Origin of the sequence: Herbiconiux sp. A18JL235 (assembly GCF_040939305.1) — a bacterium.
In the GTDB taxonomy this organism is placed as follows: Bacteria; Actinomycetota; Actinomycetes; order Actinomycetales; family Microbacteriaceae; genus Herbiconiux.
The window spans coordinates 2,834,334-2,853,977 of the sequence record NZ_CP162511.1 but is presented as its reverse complement, the minus strand read 5'-3'; the positions used below and the strand labels follow the sequence as shown (position 1 = coordinate 2,853,977).

Annotated in this window: 22 protein-coding genes and 2 tRNA genes; 14 read left to right on the top strand and 10 right to left on the bottom strand. The window is 69.5% G+C overall.

All coding sequences use genetic code 11. The annotated features are described in order from the left end of the window. Positions 1-69 precede the first annotated feature (69 nt). The 4 genes from ABFY20_RS13360 to ABFY20_RS13345 are packed head-to-tail and all read left to right on the top strand — an operon-like array spanning position 70 to position 3,815. Positions 70-558 carry a ribose-5-phosphate isomerase gene (locus ABFY20_RS13360; protein ID WP_368496724.1) on the top strand — a complete coding sequence of 163 codons (489 nt, stop codon included), beginning with the start codon at positions 70-72 and terminating at the stop codon, positions 556-558. Positions 559-572: 14 nt separating this feature from the next. Next, the gene (locus tag ABFY20_RS13355; RefSeq protein ID WP_368496723.1) at positions 573-1,628 is read left to right on the top strand and encodes an Fpg/Nei family DNA glycosylase; all 1,056 of its coding nucleotides are present in this window, start codon (positions 573-575) and stop codon (positions 1,626-1,628) included. Between the two features lies 1 nt (position 1,629). After that, positions 1,630-2,274, top strand: a complete 645-nt coding sequence (locus tag ABFY20_RS13350; protein ID WP_368496722.1) for an FMN-binding negative transcriptional regulator — start codon at positions 1,630-1,632, stop codon at positions 2,272-2,274. Next, positions 2,271-3,815: an amidohydrolase gene (locus tag ABFY20_RS13345; protein WP_368496721.1), complete on the top strand. Its 1,545-nt coding sequence runs from the start codon at positions 2,271-2,273 to the stop codon at positions 3,813-3,815. The genes ABFY20_RS13350 and ABFY20_RS13345 overlap by 4 nt, the downstream gene beginning before the upstream one ends. Before the next feature lie 127 nt (positions 3,816-3,942). Here the strand turns inward: ABFY20_RS13345 and ABFY20_RS13340 are convergent, their stop codons facing one another. The 4 genes from ABFY20_RS13340 to ABFY20_RS13325 all read right to left on the bottom strand — a co-directional run bounded on the left by ABFY20_RS13340 (position 3,943) and on the right by ABFY20_RS13325 (position 6,208). Then, positions 3,943-4,428, bottom strand: coding sequence for a Dps family protein (locus tag ABFY20_RS13340; RefSeq protein WP_368496720.1), 486 nt, complete (start codon positions 4,426-4,428; stop codon positions 3,943-3,945). 93 nt (positions 4,429-4,521) lie between these two features. Further along, positions 4,522-4,995 carry a hypothetical protein gene (locus ABFY20_RS13335; protein ID WP_368496719.1) on the bottom strand — a complete coding sequence of 158 codons (474 nt, stop codon included), beginning with the start codon at positions 4,993-4,995 and terminating at the stop codon, positions 4,522-4,524. Positions 4,996-5,054: 59 nt separating this feature from the next. After that, a complete protein-coding gene (locus ABFY20_RS13330; RefSeq protein ID WP_368496718.1) occupies positions 5,055-5,855 on the bottom strand; it encodes a nitroreductase family protein in 801 nt (266 codons plus the stop codon). Between the two features lie 2 nt (positions 5,856-5,857). After that, the gene (locus ABFY20_RS13325) at positions 5,858-6,208 is read right to left on the bottom strand and encodes a hypothetical protein (RefSeq protein ID WP_368496717.1); all 351 of its coding nucleotides are present in this window, start codon (positions 6,206-6,208) and stop codon (positions 5,858-5,860) included. Positions 6,209-6,290: 82 nt separating this feature from the next. On the opposite strand from ABFY20_RS13325, the gene ABFY20_RS13320 reads away from it, so the two are divergent. Further along, the gene (locus ABFY20_RS13320) at positions 6,291-7,016 is read left to right on the top strand and encodes a hypothetical protein (RefSeq protein ID WP_368496716.1); all 726 of its coding nucleotides are present in this window, start codon (positions 6,291-6,293) and stop codon (positions 7,014-7,016) included. Between the two features lie 198 nt (positions 7,017-7,214). Next, positions 7,215-7,349 (top strand): hypothetical protein, encoded by a 135-nt coding sequence (locus tag ABFY20_RS13315; RefSeq protein ID WP_368496715.1) that lies wholly within the window; start codon positions 7,215-7,217, stop codon positions 7,347-7,349. Between the two features lie 27 nt (positions 7,350-7,376). Here ABFY20_RS13315 and ABFY20_RS13310 read toward each other — a convergent pair whose 3' ends face one another. Together ABFY20_RS13310 and ABFY20_RS13305 are read right to left on the bottom strand one after the other, a co-directional pair. Beyond that, entirely contained in the window at positions 7,377-7,667 is a 291-nt protein-coding gene (locus ABFY20_RS13310; RefSeq protein ID WP_368496714.1) for a hypothetical protein, read from the bottom strand. Between the two features lies 1 nt (position 7,668). Further along, a tRNA-Gly gene (locus ABFY20_RS13305) sits at positions 7,669-7,739 on the bottom strand. Between the two features lie 117 nt (positions 7,740-7,856). Between ABFY20_RS13305 and ABFY20_RS13300 the strand changes: the two genes are divergently transcribed. Further along, a tRNA-Pro gene (locus tag ABFY20_RS13300) sits at positions 7,857-7,931 on the top strand. Positions 7,932-7,973: 42 nt separating this feature from the next. Then, positions 7,974-9,335 (top strand): trigger factor, encoded by a 1,362-nt coding sequence (gene tig / locus ABFY20_RS13295; RefSeq protein ID WP_368496713.1) that lies wholly within the window; start codon positions 7,974-7,976, stop codon positions 9,333-9,335. 69 nt (positions 9,336-9,404) lie between these two features. Here the strand turns inward: tig and ABFY20_RS13290 are convergent, their stop codons facing one another. Beyond that, a complete protein-coding gene (locus tag ABFY20_RS13290; RefSeq protein ID WP_368496712.1) occupies positions 9,405-10,370 on the bottom strand; it encodes an acetylxylan esterase in 966 nt (321 codons plus the stop codon). Between the two features lie 150 nt (positions 10,371-10,520). Between ABFY20_RS13290 and ABFY20_RS13285 the strand changes: the two genes are divergently transcribed. The 6 genes from ABFY20_RS13285 (at position 10,521) to ABFY20_RS13260 (ending at position 16,168) form a co-directional block, all read left to right on the top strand. Then, a complete protein-coding gene (locus ABFY20_RS13285; protein WP_171704212.1) occupies positions 10,521-11,105 on the top strand; it encodes an ATP-dependent Clp protease proteolytic subunit in 585 nt (194 codons plus the stop codon). A 46-nt stretch (positions 11,106-11,151) separates the two neighbouring features. Next, positions 11,152-11,817, top strand: a complete 666-nt coding sequence (locus tag ABFY20_RS13280; RefSeq protein ID WP_368496711.1) for an ATP-dependent Clp protease proteolytic subunit — start codon at positions 11,152-11,154, stop codon at positions 11,815-11,817. 23 nt (positions 11,818-11,840) lie between these two features. Continuing rightward, positions 11,841-12,587: an AAA family ATPase gene (locus ABFY20_RS13275; protein WP_368496710.1), complete on the top strand. Its 747-nt coding sequence runs from the start codon at positions 11,841-11,843 to the stop codon at positions 12,585-12,587. 31 nt (positions 12,588-12,618) lie between these two features. Next, complete coding sequence (clpX, locus tag ABFY20_RS13270) at positions 12,619-13,896, top strand: ATP-dependent Clp protease ATP-binding subunit ClpX (RefSeq protein WP_368496709.1); 1,278 nt, start codon at positions 12,619-12,621, stop codon at positions 13,894-13,896. Between the two features lie 96 nt (positions 13,897-13,992). Next, positions 13,993-15,177, top strand: coding sequence for a benzoate/H(+) symporter BenE family transporter (locus ABFY20_RS13265; protein WP_368499790.1), 1,185 nt, complete (start codon positions 13,993-13,995; stop codon positions 15,175-15,177). A 13-nt stretch (positions 15,178-15,190) separates the two neighbouring features. Continuing rightward, positions 15,191-16,168, top strand: a complete 978-nt coding sequence (locus ABFY20_RS13260) for an aldo/keto reductase (RefSeq protein WP_368499789.1) — start codon at positions 15,191-15,193, stop codon at positions 16,166-16,168. A gap of 13 nt (positions 16,169-16,181) precedes the next feature. Here ABFY20_RS13260 and ABFY20_RS13255 read toward each other — a convergent pair whose 3' ends face one another. The 3 genes from ABFY20_RS13255 to valS are packed head-to-tail and all read right to left on the bottom strand — an operon-like array spanning position 16,182 to position 19,494. Beyond that, positions 16,182-16,424: a hypothetical protein gene (locus tag ABFY20_RS13255; protein ID WP_368496708.1), complete on the bottom strand. Its 243-nt coding sequence runs from the start codon at positions 16,422-16,424 to the stop codon at positions 16,182-16,184. Then, positions 16,424-16,879: an N-acetyltransferase family protein gene (locus tag ABFY20_RS13250; RefSeq protein WP_368496707.1), complete on the bottom strand. Its 456-nt coding sequence runs from the start codon at positions 16,877-16,879 to the stop codon at positions 16,424-16,426. The genes ABFY20_RS13255 and ABFY20_RS13250 overlap by 1 nt, the downstream gene beginning before the upstream one ends. Before the next feature lie 14 nt (positions 16,880-16,893). Beyond that, on the bottom strand, positions 16,894-19,494 hold the full coding sequence (gene valS, locus ABFY20_RS13245; RefSeq protein ID WP_368496706.1) for a valine--tRNA ligase: 2,601 nt from the start codon (positions 19,492-19,494) through the stop codon (positions 16,894-16,896). Between the last annotated feature and the right edge of the window lie 150 nt (positions 19,495-19,644).

Here is a 19,644-nt window from a genome sequence, read left to right as displayed (position 1 = left end):
CGCGCAGCCTAACGCGCCGCCCTCGCGCGACGCCGGGTCGAGGTCGGACGGGCGCAATATGCTGAAGGAATGCGCATCCACATCGGCACCGATCATGCCGGACTCGAGTTCAGCCGACACATCAACGAGCACCTCACCGCCCTCGGCCACGAGGTCGTCGACCACGGGCCCGAGAGCTACGACCCCATCGACGACTACCCCTCGTTCTGCATCAACGCCGCCCACGCCGTGGTCGAAGACCAGCGCGCCGGCGTCGAGGCCCTCGGGGTCGTGTTCGGCGGCTCGGGCAACGGCGAGCAGATCTCGGCGAACAAGGTGCAGGGGGTGCGCGCGGCACTGGTGTGGAACGAGTCGACGGCCAAGCTCGCCCGGCAGCACAACGACGCCAACGTCATCTCCATCGGCGCCCGCCAGCACACCGTCGAGGAGGCGACAGCACTCATCGACTTCTTCGTGAACGAGCCCTTCTCCCTCGAAGAGCGTCACGTGCGGCGCATCGCGCAGATCGCCGAGTACGAGACCACCGGCACCATCACCGACCGCGTCGTCGACGCCTAGGCGTCGGAGCAACCGTGCCCGAGGGCCACTCCGTCCATCGCATCGCGCGCCAGTTCGCGCGCAACTTCGTGGGCCGTCAGATCTCGGCGAGCTCGCCGCAGGGCCGCTTCGCCGAGGGCGCTGCGCTGCTCGACGGCCGCACCATGACGGCCGCCCGCGCCGTGGGCAAGCAGATGTTCCTCGAGTTCGGCGATGACCTCTGGCTCCGCGTGCATCTCGGCATCTACGGCGCCTGGGACTTCGCCGGCGACATCACCGCCGACGCGACCATCCGTTCGGCGGGCGGCCGGATGGGCCAGACCAACCAGCGCGGAACGGATGCGGCGGCCGGTGACGGCGACGATGCCGCGGCCGACACCCTGGGCCGCCAGGGCGAGGGCACCCTCGACGAGCTCGCGATCGACGATGCCGACGGTGAGGACTCGATCAGCTCGATCGGCGCGCCCCGCCGCTCACGGCTCCGCATGTCGGAGCAGGAGAAGGAGGGGGAGGAGCTCACCGAGTTCCCGCCACCGCCCGTGGGTGCCGTGCGCGTGCGCCTGCTCACCGAGACCGCCGTCGCCGATCTCCGCGGCCCCACCGCCTGCGAGGTGCTCGACCCCGCCCAGGTGGCCGCGGTGATCGCGAAACTCGGGCCCGATCCGCTTCTCGACGACTCCGCCGAAGCCGAGCAGCGCTTCGTCGACGCGGTGCGCAAGAAGCCCACGGTCATCGCCCTCCTGCTCATGGACCAGTCGGTGGTCAGCGGCATCGGCAACGTCTACCGCGCCGAGATGCTCTTCCGCGCCCGCCTCAACCCGCACACCCCCGGCAAGCTCGTGCCCGAGGAGACCGCGCGGGCGCTCTGGCGCGACTGGGCCTACCTCCTCGACCTCGGAGTGCGCACCGGTCAGATGATGACCATGGACGACCTCTCCGACGACGACTACGTCAAAGCCATGGCCAGCCGCGCAGACCGCCACTGGGTCTACAAGCGCGAGGGGCTCCCGTGCCGGGTCTGCGGCACTCACATCGTGCTCGAGGAGCTCGGCGGCCGCAAGCTCTACTGGTGCCCGAAAGATCAGGCCTGAGATGCGCCGCAATCCCGTCTTCGACCTCACCGACGAGAACGAGATCCGTCGCCTCGTGCGCGAGAACCCGTGGGCCACGATCGTCTCGACGACCTCGTCGGGTCTTGTCGCCTCGCATTACCCGGTGCTGCTCGACGAGCGCCCCGGAAGCCCCGGCGGCCTCGCACTGCTCAGCCACGTCGGCCGCCCCGACGAGCGGCTGCACGAGTGGGGCGAGCACGAGGTGATGGTCGTCATCCAGGGCCCGCACGGTTACATCTCGCCGGGCTGGTACGACGCCAACCCCGCCGTGCCCACCTGGAACTTCGTCACCGCCCACCTGTACGGGGTTCCCGAGATCCTCCCCGCCGACGAGAACCTGCACGTGCTCGAGCAGCTCGTCGACCACTTCGAAGACCCGCTGCCCCAGCCGAGACGGATGCGCGGCACGGCCGAGAACTCCGAGTACGCCGATCGCATCTCGGCGGGCACCGTCGGCTTCCGCCTGCCCGTCACCCGCTTCGTGGCGAAGGTGAAGATGAGCCAGAACCGGCCGGCCGAGACGGTCGAGCGCATCGTGACCGCGCTCGAGGGCGACGGCCCCTACGCCAGTCCCACCCTCGCCGCCGAGGTGCGCCGGGCCAACCCGGGGGTCTTCGGCGCGTGAGCTCCCTCCTGCTGACGGATGCGCGGCTCGCGGGCGGCGACGGCTCGGCCGTCGACATCACCGTCACCGACGGCGTCGTGACCTCGATCGTGCCGACCGGCCGGGCCGTCCCGGCGGCACCGGCCGAGCGGATCGCCGTCGGCGGCCGGTGGGTGCTCCCCGGCCTCTGGGACGAGCACGTGCACTTCACCCAGTGGGCTTCCGTGTCGCGTCGACTCGACGTCTCGTCGGCGACCTCCGCCGCCGAGACCGCGGCCCTGGTGGGCGGCGCACTCCGTCTCACGGCGACCCGCGTCGGCGAGCCCCGAGCAACCGATTCCGCCGCATCCGAACTCCTCATCGGCTACGGCTTCCGCGACGCGCTCTGGCTCGACACCCCCTCGGCAGCCTTGCTCGACGCGGTCTCGGGCGCGCATCCGGTCGTGCTGGTCTCGGGCGACCTGCACTGCTGCTGGCTGAACACGGCGGCGCTCGCCCGTTTCGGGCAGAGTGCGCACCCCGACGGCGTGCTCCGCGAGGAGCCCGCCTTCGCCGTTCACCGGGAGCTCGACGACGTGCCCGTCACGACGAGCGACGCCTGGGCGCTCGAGGCAGCGCGGGCCGCCGCCGCCCGGGGTGTCGTGGGCATCGTCGACCTCGAGATGGCGTGGAACCACGAGGTGTGGTCGCGCCGCCTCGCCGCCGGGCACGACCTTCTGCGGGTCGAGTTCGGGGTGTACCCGCAGCACCTCGACCGGGCGATCGCCGAGGGCCTCCGCTCGTCGGACGCGCTCGACGCCGCGGGCCTCGTGCGGGTCGGGCCGTCGAAGATCATCACCGACGGCTCGCTCAACACCCGCACGGCCTTCTGCTTCGACGAATACCCCGGGCTCGAAGGCCACCCGGAGTCGCGGGGCCTGCTCACCGTTCATCCCGACGACCTCCTCGACCTGCTGCGCCGGGGTCGCACGGGCGGGCTCACGCCGGCCGTGCACGCCATCGGCGACCACGCGAACGCGCTCACGCTCGACGCCTTCGAGGCGCTGCACGCCGAGCGGCCCGGCGACGCCTCCGCGCCGCGGCGCCGCCCCACCCTCGAGCACGCCCAGCTCCTCGCCGAGGCCGACTTCGAGCGCTTCGCCCGGCTCGGCGTGGTGGCGAGCGTGCAACCCGAGCACGCGATGGACGACCGCGACGTCGCCGACCGCTTCTGGGCGGGGCGCACCGGCCGTTCCTTCGCCCTCAGAAGCCTGCTCGCCGCGGGCGCCGAGCTCGCGCTCGGCTCCGACGCCCCCGTCGCCCCGCTCGACCCCTGGGTCACCCTCGCGGCGGCCGTCGGCCGCACCCGCGACGGGCGGGAGCCGTGGCATCCCGAGCAGCGCATCCCCGTGGCTGCCGCCCTCGCGGCCTCCTCCCGCGGCCGCAGCCGTGTGGCCGTCGGCGACACCGCCGACCTCGTCGCCGTCGACCTCGACCCCTACGCCGCGACCCCGGATGCGCTCCGCACCGCGCCGGTCGCCCTCACCCTGCTCGCGGGCCGGGTCACGCACCGCGCCCTCTGACAGGCGATCCGAAGCCTTCGACCACAGAACGCGAAACCACAGAACGCGAAACCACGGAACGCGAAACACGGAACGCGAAAGGCGGGCGCCTCCCGGAGGAGACGCCCGCCTTCCGCGGGGGATCGGACTACGCGGCGACGTGCGCGAACAGGAACCAGCGGTCTTTGTCGAGGCCGCGGGCGATCTCGATGGCGACGTCCTGCGAAGTCGGGTCGATCTCGCCCAGCTCCTTGACGGCCTTGTTCACGACGGTCAGCGCCACGTCGATCTGGGCGATGACCGCGGTGATGACGGTGTCGGACTTCTGGAAGCCCGCGGGGAACTCCGCTGCCGTCGACTTGGCAGCGACGGTGCCGATGCGGGCGTCGATCGGCAGACCCAGCGCGACGACCCGCTCGGCGGCGGTGTCGGCGTAGTCCTGAACGTGCTCGACGACCGCATCGAGGAGCTCGTGGACGCCGATGAAGTTGGCGCCGCGCACGTGCCAGTGCGCCTGCTTGCCGTTGACCGCGAGGGCCTGGAGCTCGACGACGACCGGTGCCAGGAACTGCGCGGCTGCTGCTGCGACGTCGGGGCTCGTGGTGCTCGTAGGAGTGGTGATTACCTCGGTCATGATGTGTCCTTCCCTGTGCCGGTACATCAAAAGTACTCAGCTGTGAGAAGCTCGCAAGCAAGCTGAGGCTGGGCTAAAGCAGCTGAGGCTCGGCTAATTCGGCACGGATGCGGGGAAAGGCGCGCGGAAGTAGGCGTTCGAACGGGGCAGGTAGAGCGTGACGAGCGCGACCAGCAGCACGAGCGCGTGGGCGATCGCGACGCCCGGGAAGGTCTGCAGCTCCGACCAGACGCCGACGAGGCCGAGGAGTCCGAGGATGGTGAGCGTGTTGCGGGCCCACACCCTCCCGCGCAGCATGTACACGGAGCAGATGATGCGGAACACCGCGATCACCGCCGTGAACACCCCGATCCCGATGAGCACCGACACCGCCACGGCAGCGTCGTCGTCCTCGATGCCGACGACCTCGGGGATGATGCCGGCCACCACCGCGATGGCGACACCCGTGAAGATGCCGAAGATGGCCTCGGCGAGCCACAGCCCGAACGAGAGCTTGAGTTCGACGGGTGCTGCCTCGAGGGCGGTCTCGCCCGTGAACTCGGGGCCGGAGAGGTCTCGGTCGGTCATGTCTCGACCCTAGCGGGCGAGGTGCCGCGCTCGCGCGCCCCGCACGGGGGGTTGCGCAGCTACGTCCGCGGGTCGTCCCACGCGGTCTCCGGGGTGTCGCAGCTGTTGCGGAAGACGTACTGCGAGGGCAGCTTGCGCTCATGGCTCGACCAGTCGATGGCAGGCCGCTGCGCATCCTGAGGCAGGTAGCCAAGCCGATACACCGCCATCAGCTCCAGGTCGTCGGGAACACCGAGCAGCTGCTCGATCAGGGCCCACTTGCCCGGCACCTCCATCGGGAACGACACGAACTGGATGCCCATGCCGAGTTCGACGGTGGTCAGCCAGATGTTCTCCATCGCCGCCCCCATGCTGAACACGGAATAGAAGGAGCTGAGCTCGCCGGGCCGGTACTCCGATCGGTCGAGCATGACGCCGATGAGCAGCGGTGAACCGGCGACCAGCTTGCGATTCTCCTCGCCGAGGGTCTGCGGCACCCGGAACGAGTTCATCAGCTTCTGCCCGCGTGGGGTGAACACCTGCTTCGTGAACGGCCGCAGCACGGCGGGGAGCTTGTCGAACAGCATGCCGCTGCGCTTCTCGGCCATCTCGTCGGCGCTGAACCTGAAGTACGGCTTGTAGCGCTCGAAGAAGGTGCCGTTCGACATCGCCTCGGTCATGCTCTCGCCGCTGATCGTGGCGATGCTGTCGATCACCCGCCTGTCGTCGACGATGACGAACCGCCAGGGCTGGCTGTTCAGTTGCGAGGGCGCCCGGCCTGCCACCTCCATCAGCAGGCGCTGATGCTCGAGCGAGACGGGCTCGGGGCTGAACGGACCGTTCGTGGTCTTCCGTCGCCTGACGACGTCGAGGAATTCCATGCCTATCTCCTCCAGGCGAGCGCGAGAGCCGCCGCGTAGAACGGGGCGGCTGCGAGGGCGAGGGCCGCATGCCCGCGGGTGCGGGCGCTGATGCCCGGGATGAGGGTGAGCGGCACCGCCGCGGGCAGCAGGGCGACCGCGGGGCGCACATCGGTCGCCGACCGCCCGAGAGCGCGCTTCAGCACCGTGACCCCCACGGCGGTGCCGGCCAGGATGCTCGTCGCGATGTAGAGCGCATGATGCACCCAGCGGAACCGGCCGGTGTGCACCACCCCCGCCGCGACCGAGGCGCCGAGCCCGCAGTTGAGGGCGTAGCTCGTCGCCGCCGCCGTGAAGAGCACACGAGGTCCCATGGCGTCAGACTACGCCGACGGTGGTGGGGATCGGTGGGAGAGGGCGCATCCGTCTGCCCTCGCCGGTGCCAGACTGGGAGGAATGCCTTCTCACGCTCCGTCACCCGTCTCCGCTGCGCTCCGTCATCCTGCGCCGGCCTGGGCAACGGCCGGAGTGGCGGCGCTCGCCGTGGTCGTGGCCCTCGTCCCGGGCCTTCTGGTGCTCGGCGCGGTGCTCGGAGTGCTGGGGCTCGCCCTCGGCGTCGCGGTGCTCGCCCGCCGTGGCGGCCCGGCGCGGATCGCCGCTGCCGGGGCGGTGGTGTCCGCAGCTGTCGTGACGGTGTCGCTCGCGACCGCCGCCGTCGGTGTCTCGACGGGGCTGCCGCAGCTCGCGGCGGAGGCGGGGGCCGAGGGCTTCGGAGCTCCGTCGACCGACGTCGCGCAGCTCGACACGGTCGCCGCGCGCTTCGGCCAGACCGTCACCTACGACGACGGTCTCCAGCTCTACATCGCCGATCCCGTCGAGTTCGTCCCTTCGTCGGAGGCGCGGGGAGCCGGCCAAGCCGTGCAGCTGGCGTTCACGATCGTCGTCTACAACGGCACGGATGCGGAGGTCGCGTTGCGCGAATCGTCGTCGGTGTCGGCGGCCGGTCAGCAGGCCGACGCCGTCGTCGACCCGGTGAACGGGGCGACCGGGGTGCCCCCGGTGTCGACGCTCGCGCCGGGGGAGACGGTGAGCTACGTGGAGGCGTTCTCGCTCGCGTCGGGCGACGCGGTCTTCGCCATCGCCCCGGGAGCCGACTACCTCCCCGCACGCTTCACGCGCTGAGCGGCTGCAAGGGCTCCTGCCGACGGAGTGGGCTCGGGTGCTGTGCGGGGTGAGAGGCGGGGTGAATTGCCCTGCCGCCCGGTCGCGCGACGCACCTGATCGGTTAGCGTGAAAGCGGTTCGACCGCCCTACCCAGGCGGTGGGGAGCTCACCCGGCACCCCGGCGAACCCCGTTCACCCCTGCCCCGGAGGTTCACCATGCCCGATGCCGAGACCCGTCACGACGACGCTCCCGCGACGGACCGCCGCCTCGCCGCCACGGCCACCTGGGCGGCGGCAGCGGTCGCACGCGCGGTCGCCGACGCGCGGGAGTCCCGGCCCGCCCGCGACTAGACCGGGGCGAGGGCGAGCCGCCGGAGCTCAGAGCGAATCGACGAACTCGCGCAGATCTCCGACGACCTCCTCGAGCGAGGTGCCCGTCTTCGCGGCGAGTCGCGCCGCGAGCCAGGAGAGGCACACGATCGCTGCGGCGACGGTGTCGCCAGGATTGGGGATCTCGTCGGCGGGAAGCCCGGAGTCGGGCGTGAGCCGCTGCAGCGCCAGCTCGAGCACGGCGATGTTGCCGGCGAGCGGGGCGTCGGGCGACTGCGACACGACCGCGTCGAGGAGCACATGGGCGGCGAGGGTGCCGCCTGGGGGGACCTCGGTCACGAGGGGATGACGGGAATCGAACCCGCGTAATCAGTTTGGAAGACTGAGGCTCTACCATTGAGCTACATCCCCGAGCCGGGTTCTCACCCGGCACCCGACACATCGTAGTACAGCTTCGTCCCTGCTGCGTGCAGGCCCGGTGTCGGGGCCGCACGGTGTGCAGTAGACTTGCTGAGGCCATTTCGCCGCCGGGGCGTAGCTCAGCTTGGCTAGAGCGCCCGCTTTGGGAGCGGGAGGTCGCAGGTTCGAATCCTGTCGCCCCGACACGAGGCCGAACCTCTCGAAACCCATCAGGAGACACCCAACGTGAAGACCACGGTCGAAAAGCTCAGCCCCACGCGTGTGAAGATCGCGATCTTCGTCACCCCAGAAGAGCTGAAGCCCAGCATTGATCACGCCTACGGCCACATCGCCGAGCAGGTCAACATCCCCGGCTTCCGCAAGGGCAAGGTGCCCCCTGCCATCATCAACCAGCGCGTCGGCAAAGAGGCCGTTCTCGAGCACGCCGTGAACGAGGGCCTCGACCGCTTCTACCGCGACGCCGTCACCGAGAACGAGCTGCGCCCGCTCGGCCGCCCGCAGGCCGACATCGTCGAGTGGCCGAAGGCCGCCGACTTCTCCGGCGACCTCGAGCTCGCCATCGAGGTCGATGTGCGTCCCGAGATCGAGCTCCCCGACTACGAGGGATACGAGGTCACCGTCGAGCCCATCGAGGTCGCCGACTCCGACGTCGACGAGGAGCTCGAGCGCCTGCGCAGCCGCTTCGGCACGCTCGTCACCGTCGACCGTCCGGCCGCCAAGGGCGACTTCGCCCAGATCGACCTCGTCGCCACCGTCGACGACGTCGAGGTCGACACCGCCTCCGGCATCTCGTACGAGATCGGCTCGGGCGAGCTGCTCGAGGGCATCGACGAGGCCCTCGACACCCTCACCGCCGGCGAGACCACCACCTTCGAGGCACCGCTGCTCGGCGGCGAGCACGCCGGCAAAGACGCGCTCGTCACCGTCACCCTCAACTCGGTGAAGGAGCGCGAGCTCCCCGAGGCCGACGACGACTTCGCCCAGATCGCGAGCGAGTTCGACACGCTCGACGAGCTGAAGGCCTCCCTCAAGGAGCAGGTCGAGAAGCAGAAGACCTTCGGCCAGGCCTCCGAGGCCCGCACCAAGATCGTCGAGTCGCTGCTCGAGAAGGTCGACGTGCCGGTGCCGCCGGCCCTCATCGAAGACGAGGTGCACCGTCACCTCGAGGGCGAGAACCGTCTCGAAGACGACGAGCACCGCGCCGAGGTGACCGAGTCGTCGACGAACACCTTCAAGACCCAGATCCTCCTCGACGCGGTCGTCGACCGCGAGGAGGTGAAGGTCTCGCAAGACGAGCTCACCCAGTACCTCGTGCAGTCCGCCGCGCAGTACGGCATGGAGCCCAACGAGTTCGTCAAGATCCTGTCCGAGTCGAACCAGATCCCCGCGATGGTGGCCGAGGTCGCCCGCAACAAGGCGCTCGCCATCGTGCTGTCGAAGGCGAAGGTCGTCGACACGAACGGCAAGGCCGTCGACATCTCCGAGTTCACCACGCTGGCCGGAGACGACGAGGAGGGCGACAACCTCCTCGACGCCGCAGACGACCACGAGGGTCACGACCACGACCACGAGGGTCACTCGCACTAGTCGATCCCTCTACGGAAAGGCCCGCATCCTGCACCGGATGCGGGCCTTTCCGTGTTCAGCGGATGCGCGTCAGCGCAGCCCGGCCAACCACTCGGCCTGCTTCACCCACTGGTGCATCTGGCCGCCCTCGTGGCCGTTGTAGGGGTAGACCTCCATCGAGGCGTCGGCGGCGTAGTGGTTGTAGGCGGCGTACACCGTCGAGGGGAGCACGACCGGGTCCATCAGGGCCACCGAGAACAGGGCGGGAGCCGTCGCCCGGCGGGCGAAGTTCACGCCGTCGAAATAGGAGAGGGTGTCGAAGACCGTGCTCTCGGCGTCGCGATGCACCGAGAGGTAACGGGCGAGCTCGGTGAACGGGGCCTCCGGGGTCGCTTCGACCGCCCGGCGGAAGTGGCACAGGAAGGGCACGTCGGGCATCACGCCGAGGAGATCGGGGACGAGGCCGGCCACCGCGATCGAGATGCCGCCGCCCTGGCTGCCGCCGGTGACGGCGATGCGGGTGGGGTCGACGCCCTCCAGGGTCGCGACGGCGTCGATGAGTCGCACGCCGTCGGTGAACACGCGCCGGTAGTAGTACTCCTCGGGGTCGTGGAGCCCCTTCGACATGAAGCCCGGTGCTGAGGGGCCCGAGCCGTGCGGGTCGGGGGTGTCGCCGCCGCTGCCCCAGGCGCTGCCCTGGCCGCGGGTGTCCATGAGCACGTGCACGTAGCCGGCGGAGGCCCAGAGCGTCCGTTCGCCGGCGAGGCCGCGCCCACCGCCGTACCCGACGTACTCGACCACGACGGGAAGCGGGCCCTCCGCGTCGCGGGGGCGGGTGACCCAGGCCTTCACCGGCTCGCCGCCGAAGCCCGAGAAGGTGAGGTCGTCGATGCGGAACGCCGTGATCGGGGTCGTCGCCGGGCTGAGCTCCGCCACCGTGCCCTGGGCGCGCGACTCGGCGAGGGTGCGCTCCCAGAAGGCGTCGAAGTCGGCCGGCTCCGCCACCTCGGGGCGGTACTCGCGCAGCAGGTCGAGGGGGAGATCGGTGAACGGCATCCATGGTCCTTCGCGTCGTCGTCGGGGCCTTCTGCCCGGAGCATGACTGTTCTAGCACCTCCGGCGACTCTGCCGACGGCGAACAGCCGCCCCGCGGCGCGTTCCACCCAGTAGATTCAAACCACTGCAAGCGAATTGGAGCGACAACACATGGCCGAACAGGCTCTCCCATCCAGCGTCTTCGACCGGCTGCTGAAAGACCGGATCATCTGGCTCGGTTCCGAGGTTCGCGACGACAACGCGAACGAGATCTGCGCCAAGATCCTTCTGCTCGCCGCCGAAGACCCCAAGCGCGACATCTACCTCTACATCAACTCGCCCGGTGGCTCGATCACGGCGGGCATGGCGATCTACGACACGATGAAGTTCGTGCCGAACGACATCGTCACCGTCGGCATCGGCATGGCCGCCTCGATGGGGCAGTTCCTGCTCACCTCGGGAACCAAGGGCAAGCGCTACATCACGCCCAACGCCCGAGTTCTGCTGCACCAGCCGCACGGTGGTTTCGGTGGAACCGCATCCGACATCCAGACGCAGGCCCAGCTCATCCTGAGCATGAAGCAGCGCCTCGCCGAGATCACCGCAGCCCAGACCGGCAAGACGGTCGAGCAGGTCAACGAAGACGGTGACCGCGACCGCTGGTTCAGCGCGCAGGAGGCCCTCGAGTACGGCTTCGTCGACCACGTGCGCGAGTTCGCCACCGACGTCGCCGGTGGCGGCGGAACCGACGCCTGACCCGCACCGACACCGACGTATTCCTAGAGAACAGGTAAACAGAACGATGGAAACCCCCACTTTCGGTGCGAGTGCCTACCGCAACGGCACGATGCCGAGCGACCGCTACATCCTCCCCAGCTTCGAGGAGCGCACCGCCTACGGCTTCAAGCGCCAAGACCCCTACGCGAAGCTCTTCGAAGACCGCATCATCTTCCTGGGCGTGCAGATCGACGACGCCTCGGCCGACGACATCATGGCCCAGCTGCTCGTGCTCGAGTCGCAAGACCCCGACCGCGACATCGAGATGTACATCAACTCGCCCGGTGGCTCGTTCACCGCGATGACGGCGATCTACGACACGATGCAGTACGTGCGCCCGCAGATCCAGACCGTGTGCCTCGGTCAGGCGGCCTCCGCTGCTGCGGTGCTGCTCGCCGCCGGCACGCCGGGCAAGCGTCTGGCCCTGCCGAACGCGCGCATCCTCATCCACCAGCCGGCCACCGGCCAGGGTGGTGGGCAGGCCTCCGATATCGAGATCCAGGCCCGAGAGATCCTGCGCATGCGCACCTGGCTCGAGGGCACGCTCTCGAAGCACTCGAAGCGCTCGCTCGAAGAGGTCAACAAAGACATCGACCGCGACAAGATCCTCTCCGCCGACGAGGCCCTCGAGTACGGCCTCATCGACCAGGTGCTCACCTCCCGCAAGGCGGTCCCCGCCCTGGTCAGCTGAGAGCTGAGCGAAGCATCCGCCTCATGTCCGAACAGGACTGGCTCACCGACAGCCGGGCCATCCGCGAGATCGTCTTCTTCGCGGATGCCCCGGCTGTCGCCGGTTCCTGGCCCATGACGGTGCCCGCGGTGGCCCAGATACGTCGCGACGGCCTCGAGCTCCCTCCCGGCATCACCTTCCTGGTGGGGGAGAACGGATGCGGCAAGTCGACGCTGCTCGAAGGCATCGCGATGGCCTTCGGGTTCCCCGCCGAGGGCGGCACACGGCACGGCGGCGCGACGACGCGCGCCAGCGAGTCGCCGCTCGGGGAGTGGCTGAACCTGCGACGGGGGCTGGTGGCCCCGCGGTGGGGCTTCTTCCTCAGGGCGGAGACGATGCACGGGTACTACAGCTACCTGGAGTCGTTGCCGCAGTCGCCCGACGGCGATCTGCACGAGATGAGTCACGGGGAGTCGTTCCTGGCTCTGCTCGACCGCAAGATCGACTCGCCGGGGTTCTTCTGCCTCGACGAGCCGGAGGCAGCGCTGTCGTTCCAGTCGACACTGCGGTTCATCGCGCAGCTCGACGAGTTGGTGCGGGCCGGGGCGCAGGTGGTGTGCGCGACGCACTCGCCGGTGCTCGCGGCGCTGCCCGGTGCGACCATTCTCGAGCTGGGGGAATGGGGCATCCGGGAGACGACGTGGGAGGAACTCGAGATCGTCGCCCACTGGCGGGGGTTTCTCGACGCCCCGGGCCGGTATCTGCGCCACATCGTCGGTGGTACGGGTTAGGCTCGGGGGAACAGCGAAGAGGAGGCTGGGTATGGCACGCATCGGAGAGAGCGCCGATCTGCTCAAATGCTCGTTCTGCGGAAAGAGCCAGAAGCAGGTTCAGCAGCTCATCGCGGGCCCCGGCGTGTACATCTGCGACGAATGCGTCGAGCTGTGCAACGAGATCATCGAGGAGCGCCTCTCCGAGGCCAGCGAAGAAGCGGTCGGCGAGTTCGAACTGCCGAAGCCGAAAGAGATCTACAACTTCCTCGAAGAGTACGTCATCGGCCAAGATGCAGCGAAGCGCTCCCTGAGCGTCGCCGTCTACAACCACTACAAGCGCACCCGCGCCCGCAACGCCATCGTCTCTGCCGAGGCGCAGGCGAACGAGGTCGAGATCGCGAAGAGCAACATCCTGCTCATCGGCCCCACCGGCTGCGGCAAGACCTATCTCGCCCAGACCCTCGCGAAGCGCCTCAACGTGCCGTTCGCCGTCGCCGACGCCACCGCGCTCACCGAGGCGGGCTACGTCGGCGAAGACGTCGAGAACATCCTGCTGAAGCTCATCCAGGCCGCTGACTACGACGTCAAGCGCGCCGAGACCGGCATCATCTACATCGACGAGGTCGACAAGATCGCGCGGAAGGCCGAGAACCCCTCCATCACCCGCGACGTGTCGGGCGAGGGTGTTCAGCAGGCGCTGCTGAAGATCCTCGAGGGCACCGTGGCGAGCGTTCCCCCGCAGGGCGGCCGCAAGCATCCGCACCAGGAGTTCATCCAGATCGACACGACGAACGTGCTGTTCATCGTCGCCGGTGCCTTCGCCGGACTCGAAGAGATCATCTCCCAGCGCGCCGGCAAGCGCGGCATCGGCTTCAACTCACCGCTCTACAGCAAGAAGGCCGACGCGAACCTGTTCGGCGAGGTGTTGCCGGAAGACCTCCACAAGTTCGGTCTCATCCCCGAGTTCATCGGCCGACTCCCCGTCGTCACCACGGTCACCCCGCTCGACCAGGAGGCTCTCATGCAGATCCTCACCGAGCCGCGCAACGCCCTGGTCCGCCAGTACCAGCGCATGTTCGAACTCGACGGGGTGGAGCTCGACTTCGAGCGCGACGCCCTCGAGGCCATCGCCGACCTCGCCGTGCTGCGGCAGACGGGCGCTCGCGGGCTCCGCGCCATCATGGAGGAGGTGCTCGGCCCCATCATGTTCGAGGTCCCCTCCACCGATGAGGTGGGCCGAGTCATCGTCACCCGCGAAGCCGTGCTCGAGAACGCCGCCCCCACCATCGTGCCGCGCCCCGCGCGTCGCGAGGAGAAGTCGGCCTAGTCCTCCTCGTCCGCCCGCCGCTCCGCGCGGCCGGCCCGCCTCCGCCGCGGGCCGTCGCACAGCGAGCGGCAACGGCCCGGCCCACCGGAGGCTCCCATCATCCAGCCCATCGCCGCCGGCATCGTCGCGGCCATCACCGGCTTCGCGAGCTCGTTCGTGCTCGTCGTCGCCGGCCTCCACGCCGTCGGCGCGAACGACGCCCAGGCGGCCAGCGGCCTGCTCGTCGTCTGCGTGGCCAGCGGGCTGTGCTGCATCGTCCTCGCCTCCACCTTCCGCATGCCGATCTCGTTCGCCTGGTCGACGCCGGGCGCCGCCCTTCTCGTCGCCGCCTCGGCCACCACGAACGACTTCCGCGCCGCGACCGGCGCGTTCCTCGTCTGCGGCGTGCTCATCGTGCTGTGCGGCCTGTGGCCCGCGCTCGGCCGCGCCATCACGAGCATCCCGCGCCCCCTGGCCAGCGCGATGCTGGCGGGGATCCTCTTCCCCATCTGCCTCGCGCCCATCACCGCTGCCGTCGAGATCCCCCTGCTCGCCCTCCCGGTCATCGTCACCTGGCTCGTGCTGTTCCGCTTCGCGCCGCGGTGGGCGGTGCCGGCCGCCATGGTCGTCGCCGCGATCGGCATCGGCGTGTCGGCCGGCGGCGGCTGGCTGAGCGACGCGAGTCTCGCGCCCCAGGTGAGCTTCGTCGCCCCCGTGTTCGACCCGCTCGTCATCGTGAGTCTCGGCCTGCCGCTGTTCATCGTCACCATGGCGGGTCAGAACGTTCCCGGGTTCGCGGTGATGTCGACCTTCGGCTACAGCGTGCCTCCGCGCCCCGCCCTCCTCGCCTCCGGCATCGGCACCGTCGCCGGCTCGTTCTTCGGCGGCCACGCCGTGAACCTCGCGGCCATCACGGCGGCCATCATGGCGGGTCCCGACTCCCATCCCGACCGATCGAAGCGCTGGATCGCCACCGTCACCTCGGGCATCGGCTTCGTCGTCTTCGGCCTCTCCGCCGGCGTCGCCACGGCCCTCATCTCTGCGGCGCCCCCGGTGCTCATCACCGCTGTTGCCGGCCTGGCGCTCCTCGGTGCATTGGTGACGGCTGTGGCGAGCGCCATCGAACTGCCCGCCCACCGCATCCCGGCCATCTCCACCTTCCTGGTCACCGCATCCGGGGTCACCATAGCGAGCATCGGCTCGGCGTTCTGGGGGCTCCTCGTCGGGGGCCTCATCATGCTCTGGACAGCCTTCCCTCGGCGGCGCACCGTCGCGACCGCCACCGTCGACCCGAAAGGATGACCGCATCATGACCATGGACCACGTCCGCCTCGGCCGCTCCGGCCTCAAGGTCTCGAGCATCGTGCTCGGCTGCATGAGCTACGGCGAACCCCACCGCGGCCCCCACGAGTGGACCCTGCCCGAAGAACAGGCGCGCCCGTTCTTCGAGAAGGCGATCGAGGCGGGGATCACCACCTTCGACACCGCCGACATGTATTCCGACGGCACGAGCGAGGAGATCACCGGCCGGATGCTCGGTGAGCTCGCGAGGCGCGACGAGATCGAGATCGCGACGAAGGTGTTCTTCCGCACCGGGGCAGGCGCCAACAACGAGGGGCTGTCGAGGGTGCACATCCTGGACGCGATCGATCAGAGCCTTCGCCGTCTCGGCACCGACTATGTCGACCTCTACCAGATCCACCGCTGGGACGACGAGACCCCCATCGAGGAGACGATGGAGGCCCTGCACGACGTGGTGAAATCGGGCAAGGCCCGCTACATCGGTGCGAGTTCGATGTGGGCGTGGCAGTTCCAGAAGGCGCAGCACGTCGCCGAGACGAACGGATGGACGCGGTTCGTCTCGATGCAGGACCAGTACAACCTGCTGCAGCGCGAGGAGGAGCGTGAGATGCACAAGCTCACCCTCGACCAGGGCGTGGGCGTGCTGCCCTGGAGTCCGCTCGCGCGCGGGCGGCTGACCCGCCCCTGGGGCGAATCGACGAAGCGCGACGGTCTCGACGCCGTGACCAAGTCGATGTACGGGCAGGCCGAAGCCGCCGACCGGGCGATCGTGGATGCGGTGGGCCGCGTCGCCGACGAGCGAGGGGCCACGCGCGCCCAGGTCGCGCTCGCGTGGGTGCGCCAGCAGGAGGCGGTGACGGCGCCAATCGTCGGAGCGACGAAGCCGCAGCATCTCGACGACGCGGTGGCGTCGCTCGAGATCACGCTCTCGGCAGAAGAACTCGCCGCGCTCGAGGCGCCGTACACCCCGCGGCTACCCGAGGGGTTCTGAACGGGCGGGGGCCTCAGCCCTCGGGCGCGGTGACGATCGCCGAGTCGGTCTCGGGGTCGTACTCGACGGTGGTCTCGTCGTCGAGCTCGACGACGGGCTTGCCTTCGAGCCAGGTGAGGGTCCAGCTCCACTCGGAGGCGTCGACACCCTGCTCGGCGAGTTCGCCCTCCACCTCGTAGATCGCGTCGATCACGGGCTGCGGAAGCCGTGACGGTGGCTCGTCGCCGACGAGCCACCGGGTGCCCAGCTGGATCATCACAGTGCCTTCTCGTAGGTGACCCAGGCGGTCTTCTCGGCGATCTGGTCGTAGAGCGTGCGGGCGGTCTCGTTGTCTTCCGCGGTGATCCAGGTGACCACGGCGATTCCCCGCTCGCGCCCCACGGCGTAGACGCCCTCGATGAGCGCGCGGCCGACGCCGCCGGCGCGCTTCTCGGGCAGCACGAACAGATCGTCGAGGTAGATGCCGCGGTTGCCCTCGAGCGGCCGGGCGAATTCGCGGAAGTGCGCGAGCCCCACGACCTCGTCGCCGTCGTCACCGGGCTCGACGGCGACAAGGCACTCGAGCTCGTGCGACGGATCGATGATCCAGCTCCACACCAGCACGGCCTTCTCGTCGTGCAGCGGGGTCTCGTAGAACTCCCCGTAACCGGTGTACGCGGCGTGCCACGGGAAGAACTCGCCCGTTCGCACGGGTCGCACCTCGATGGGCATCGTCGCCTCCTGGTTCATCGCGCGCCCTCCGGCTGCTCCTCGGGCGCTAGAACTATATCGCTCACCGAGAGCTCCTCCGCGGAGGCGAAGCCGAGGCGGGCGATACGCCCCACGGCCTTGAGGTCGTCGGCGACGAGTTCGAGCAGCTCGATCTCCTCGGCGGGCCCCGAGATGGTGGCCGAGGCCACCGGCACCCGCTGCGAGACCTTCGCCTCGGTCTTGGTGCGGCGGATGGCGACGAGGGCGCGGCTGGCCAGCGCGAGCACACGCGCGTCGGCCCCCTCCGTCATGAGCGCGGGCCACGCATCCGTCGGCCACGCCGCGGTGTGCACGGAGTCGTCGTGGGTCCACGACCACACCTCCTCCGTGGCGAAGGGCAGGTAGGGGGCGAACAGGCGCAGCAGTGTCTCGAGCGCGGTGCGCAGGGCGATGACCGCGGAGGCGCGCTCCTCGAGCGCTCCCTCGGCGCGGTAAGCCCGCTCCTTCACCAGCTCGAGGTAGTCGTCGCAGAACGTCCAGAAGAAGCGCTCCACCGTCTCGAGCGCACGGGCGTGGTCGTAGGCGCGCAGATCGGTGGTGGCGGAGGCGACGACGTGGTCGAGCTCGGCGAGCATGCCCTTGTCGAGCGGGTTGCTGACCGCGTGCGAGCCCTCGGGCAGCTCGAAGCCGTACACGAACTTCGCGGCGTTCAGGATCTTGATCGCGAGGCGCCGCCCGATCTTGATCTGCGTCGGGTTCTTCTCGTCGAAGGCCGCGTCGGTGCCGAGCCGCGAGGATGCCGCCCAGTAGCGCACCGCATCCGAGCCGTGGGCGGCGAGGATGTCGGCGGGCGTCACCACGTTGCCCTTCGACTTCGACATCTTCTTGCGGTCGGGGTCGACGATGAAGCCCGAGAGGGCGGCGTTCGCCCAGGGCTTCTCGCCGGTCTCGAGGGCCGAGCGCAGCATGGTGGAGAACAGCCACGTGCGGATGATGTCCTGCCCCTGCGGGCGCAGGTCGAAGGGGAACACGACGTTCCAGAGCTCCGCGTCGCGCTCCCAGCCGCCCGCGAGCTGCGGGGTGAGGGAGGAGGTCGCCCAGGTGTCCATTACGTCGACCTCGCCCTGGAAGCCGCCGGGAACTCCGCGCTGATCTTCGCTGTAGCCGGGCGCGGCATCCGAGGACGGGTCGACCGGCAGCGACTCCGGGGAGGGGAGGATGGGCGCGTCGAACACGGGGTTGCCGTCGGCGTCGAGCGGGTACCAGACGGGCAGCGGCACGCCGAAGAAGCGCTGACGCGAGATGAGCCAGTCGCCCGTCAGGCCGCCCACCCAGTTCTCGTAGCGCACGCGCATGAAGTCAGGGTGCCAATCGAGCTCTTTGCCGAGTTCGATGAGCCGGGACCGCAGCTCCTCGTCGCGGGCGCCGTTCGCGATGTACCACTGGCGGGTGGAGACGATCTCGAGCGGTCGGTCGCCCTTCTCGAAGAACTTCACCGGGTGAGTGATGGGCTTGGGGTCGCCGATGAGCTCTCCCGACTCGCGCAGCAGTTCCACCACGGCCTGCTTGGCCGAGAACACCGTCTTGCCGGCCAGCTGCGCGTAGGCGGCGCGCCCCGCATCCGACTCGATGGCTGCCGGCGCCTCGCTCACCACGCGCCCGTCGAAGCCGATGATGGCGCGGTTCGGAAGGTCGAGGTCGCGCCACCAGATGACGTCGGTGAGGTCGCCGAAGGTGCAGATCATGGCGATGCCCGAGCCCTTGTCGGCCTGCGCGAGGTGGTGCGCCACGACGGGCACCTCCACGCCGAACACCGGGGTGGTGACGGTGGTGCCGAACAGCGGCTGGTAGCGCTCGTCGTCGGGATGCGCGACCAGGGCCACACAGGCGGGCAGCAGTTCGGGGCGGGTGGTCTCGATGAAAACGTCGGAGCCGTCTGCGCCGTGGAAGGCGAGGCGGTGGTAGGCGCCCGGCTGCTCCTTGTCTTCGAGCTCGGCCTGGGCGACGGCGGTGCGGAACGTCACGTCCCAGAGGGTCGGCGCCATGGCCTGGTAGGCCTCGCCGCGCTCGACGTTGCGGAGGAAGGCCAGCTGGGATGCAGCCTGAGCCTCGCGCGAGATGGTGCGGTAGGTCTGCGTCCAGTCGACCGAGAGGCCGAGGTCGCGCCAGAGCGACTCGAACTGCTTCTCGTCCTCGACCGTGAGGATCTCGCACAGCTCGATGAAGTTGCGTCGCGAGATCGGCACCTGGTCGGCGGCCTTCGACGACTTGTTGTCGCCGCCCTCGAAGGGCGGGGTGAAATCGGGGTCGTAGGGAAGCGACGGGTCGCAGCGCACACCGTAGTAGTTCTGCACGCGGCGCTCGGTGGGCAGGCCGTTGTCGTCCCAGCCGATGGGGTAGAACACGCGCTTGCCGGTCATCCGCTGGAAGCGGGCGATCACATCGGTGTGCGTGTACGAGAACACGTGGCCGATGTGCAGCGAGCCCGAGGCAGTGGGCGGCGGGGTGTCGATGGAGTACACGCAGCTGCGGCCCTGCTCGGCTGCGGCCGTACGGTCGAACAGGTAGGTGCCGCGCTCCGACCAGGCGGCGTCCCACTTCGCCTCGAGGCCTTCGAGAGCGGGTTTCTCGGGCATGCGTGCGGACATGATTCGGCCTCCAGGCGATATGGACGGCACCGTGTCAGGTGAAGAGGTGCCTACTGGTTTCCCCTACACGATACCGGCTCGAGCATCCAGCCTGTTGAGGAGTTCTTGTCGAGTGGGATTAGCTGGAGGGAACCGGGA

What these genes read in the sequence shown, in the direction of transcription:
- ABFY20_RS13360 (WP_368496724.1), top strand. Translation starts at nt 70, where the DNA reads ATGCGCATCCACATCGGCACCGATCATGCCGGACTCGAGTTCAGCCGA.
- ABFY20_RS13350 (WP_368496722.1), top strand. Translation starts at nt 1,630, where the DNA reads ATGCGCCGCAATCCCGTCTTCGACCTCACCGACGAGAACGAGATCCGT.
- ABFY20_RS13340 (WP_368496720.1), bottom strand. Translation starts at nt 4,428, where the DNA reads ATGACCGAGGTAATCACCACTCCTACGAGCACCACGAGCCCCGACGTC.
- ABFY20_RS13335 (WP_368496719.1), bottom strand. Translation starts at nt 4,995, where the DNA reads ATGACCGACCGAGACCTCTCCGGCCCCGAGTTCACGGGCGAGACCGCC.
- ABFY20_RS13330 (WP_368496718.1), bottom strand. Translation starts at nt 5,855, where the DNA reads ATGGAATTCCTCGACGTCGTCAGGCGACGGAAGACCACGAACGGTCCG.
- ABFY20_RS13325 (WP_368496717.1), bottom strand. Translation starts at nt 6,208, where the DNA reads ATGGGACCTCGTGTGCTCTTCACGGCGGCGGCGACGAGCTACGCCCTC.
- ABFY20_RS13320 (WP_368496716.1), top strand. Translation starts at nt 6,291, where the DNA reads ATGCCTTCTCACGCTCCGTCACCCGTCTCCGCTGCGCTCCGTCATCCT.
- ABFY20_RS13315 (WP_368496715.1), top strand. Translation starts at nt 7,215, where the DNA reads ATGCCCGATGCCGAGACCCGTCACGACGACGCTCCCGCGACGGACCGC.
- ABFY20_RS13290 (WP_368496712.1), bottom strand. Translation starts at nt 10,370, where the DNA reads ATGCCGTTCACCGATCTCCCCCTCGACCTGCTGCGCGAGTACCGCCCC.
- ABFY20_RS13285 (WP_171704212.1), top strand. Translation starts at nt 10,521, where the DNA reads ATGGCCGAACAGGCTCTCCCATCCAGCGTCTTCGACCGGCTGCTGAAA.
- ABFY20_RS13280 (WP_368496711.1), top strand. Translation starts at nt 11,152, where the DNA reads ATGGAAACCCCCACTTTCGGTGCGAGTGCCTACCGCAACGGCACGATG.
- ABFY20_RS13275 (WP_368496710.1), top strand. Translation starts at nt 11,841, where the DNA reads ATGTCCGAACAGGACTGGCTCACCGACAGCCGGGCCATCCGCGAGATC.
- clpX (WP_368496709.1), top strand. Translation starts at nt 12,619, where the DNA reads ATGGCACGCATCGGAGAGAGCGCCGATCTGCTCAAATGCTCGTTCTGC.
- ABFY20_RS13260 (WP_368499789.1), top strand. Translation starts at nt 15,191, where the DNA reads ATGGACCACGTCCGCCTCGGCCGCTCCGGCCTCAAGGTCTCGAGCATC.
- ABFY20_RS13255 (WP_368496708.1), bottom strand. Translation starts at nt 16,424, where the DNA reads ATGATCCAGCTGGGCACCCGGTGGCTCGTCGGCGACGAGCCACCGTCA.
- ABFY20_RS13250 (WP_368496707.1), bottom strand. Translation starts at nt 16,879, where the DNA reads ATGCCCATCGAGGTGCGACCCGTGCGAACGGGCGAGTTCTTCCCGTGG.
- valS (WP_368496706.1), bottom strand. Translation starts at nt 19,494, where the DNA reads ATGCCCGAGAAACCCGCTCTCGAAGGCCTCGAGGCGAAGTGGGACGCC.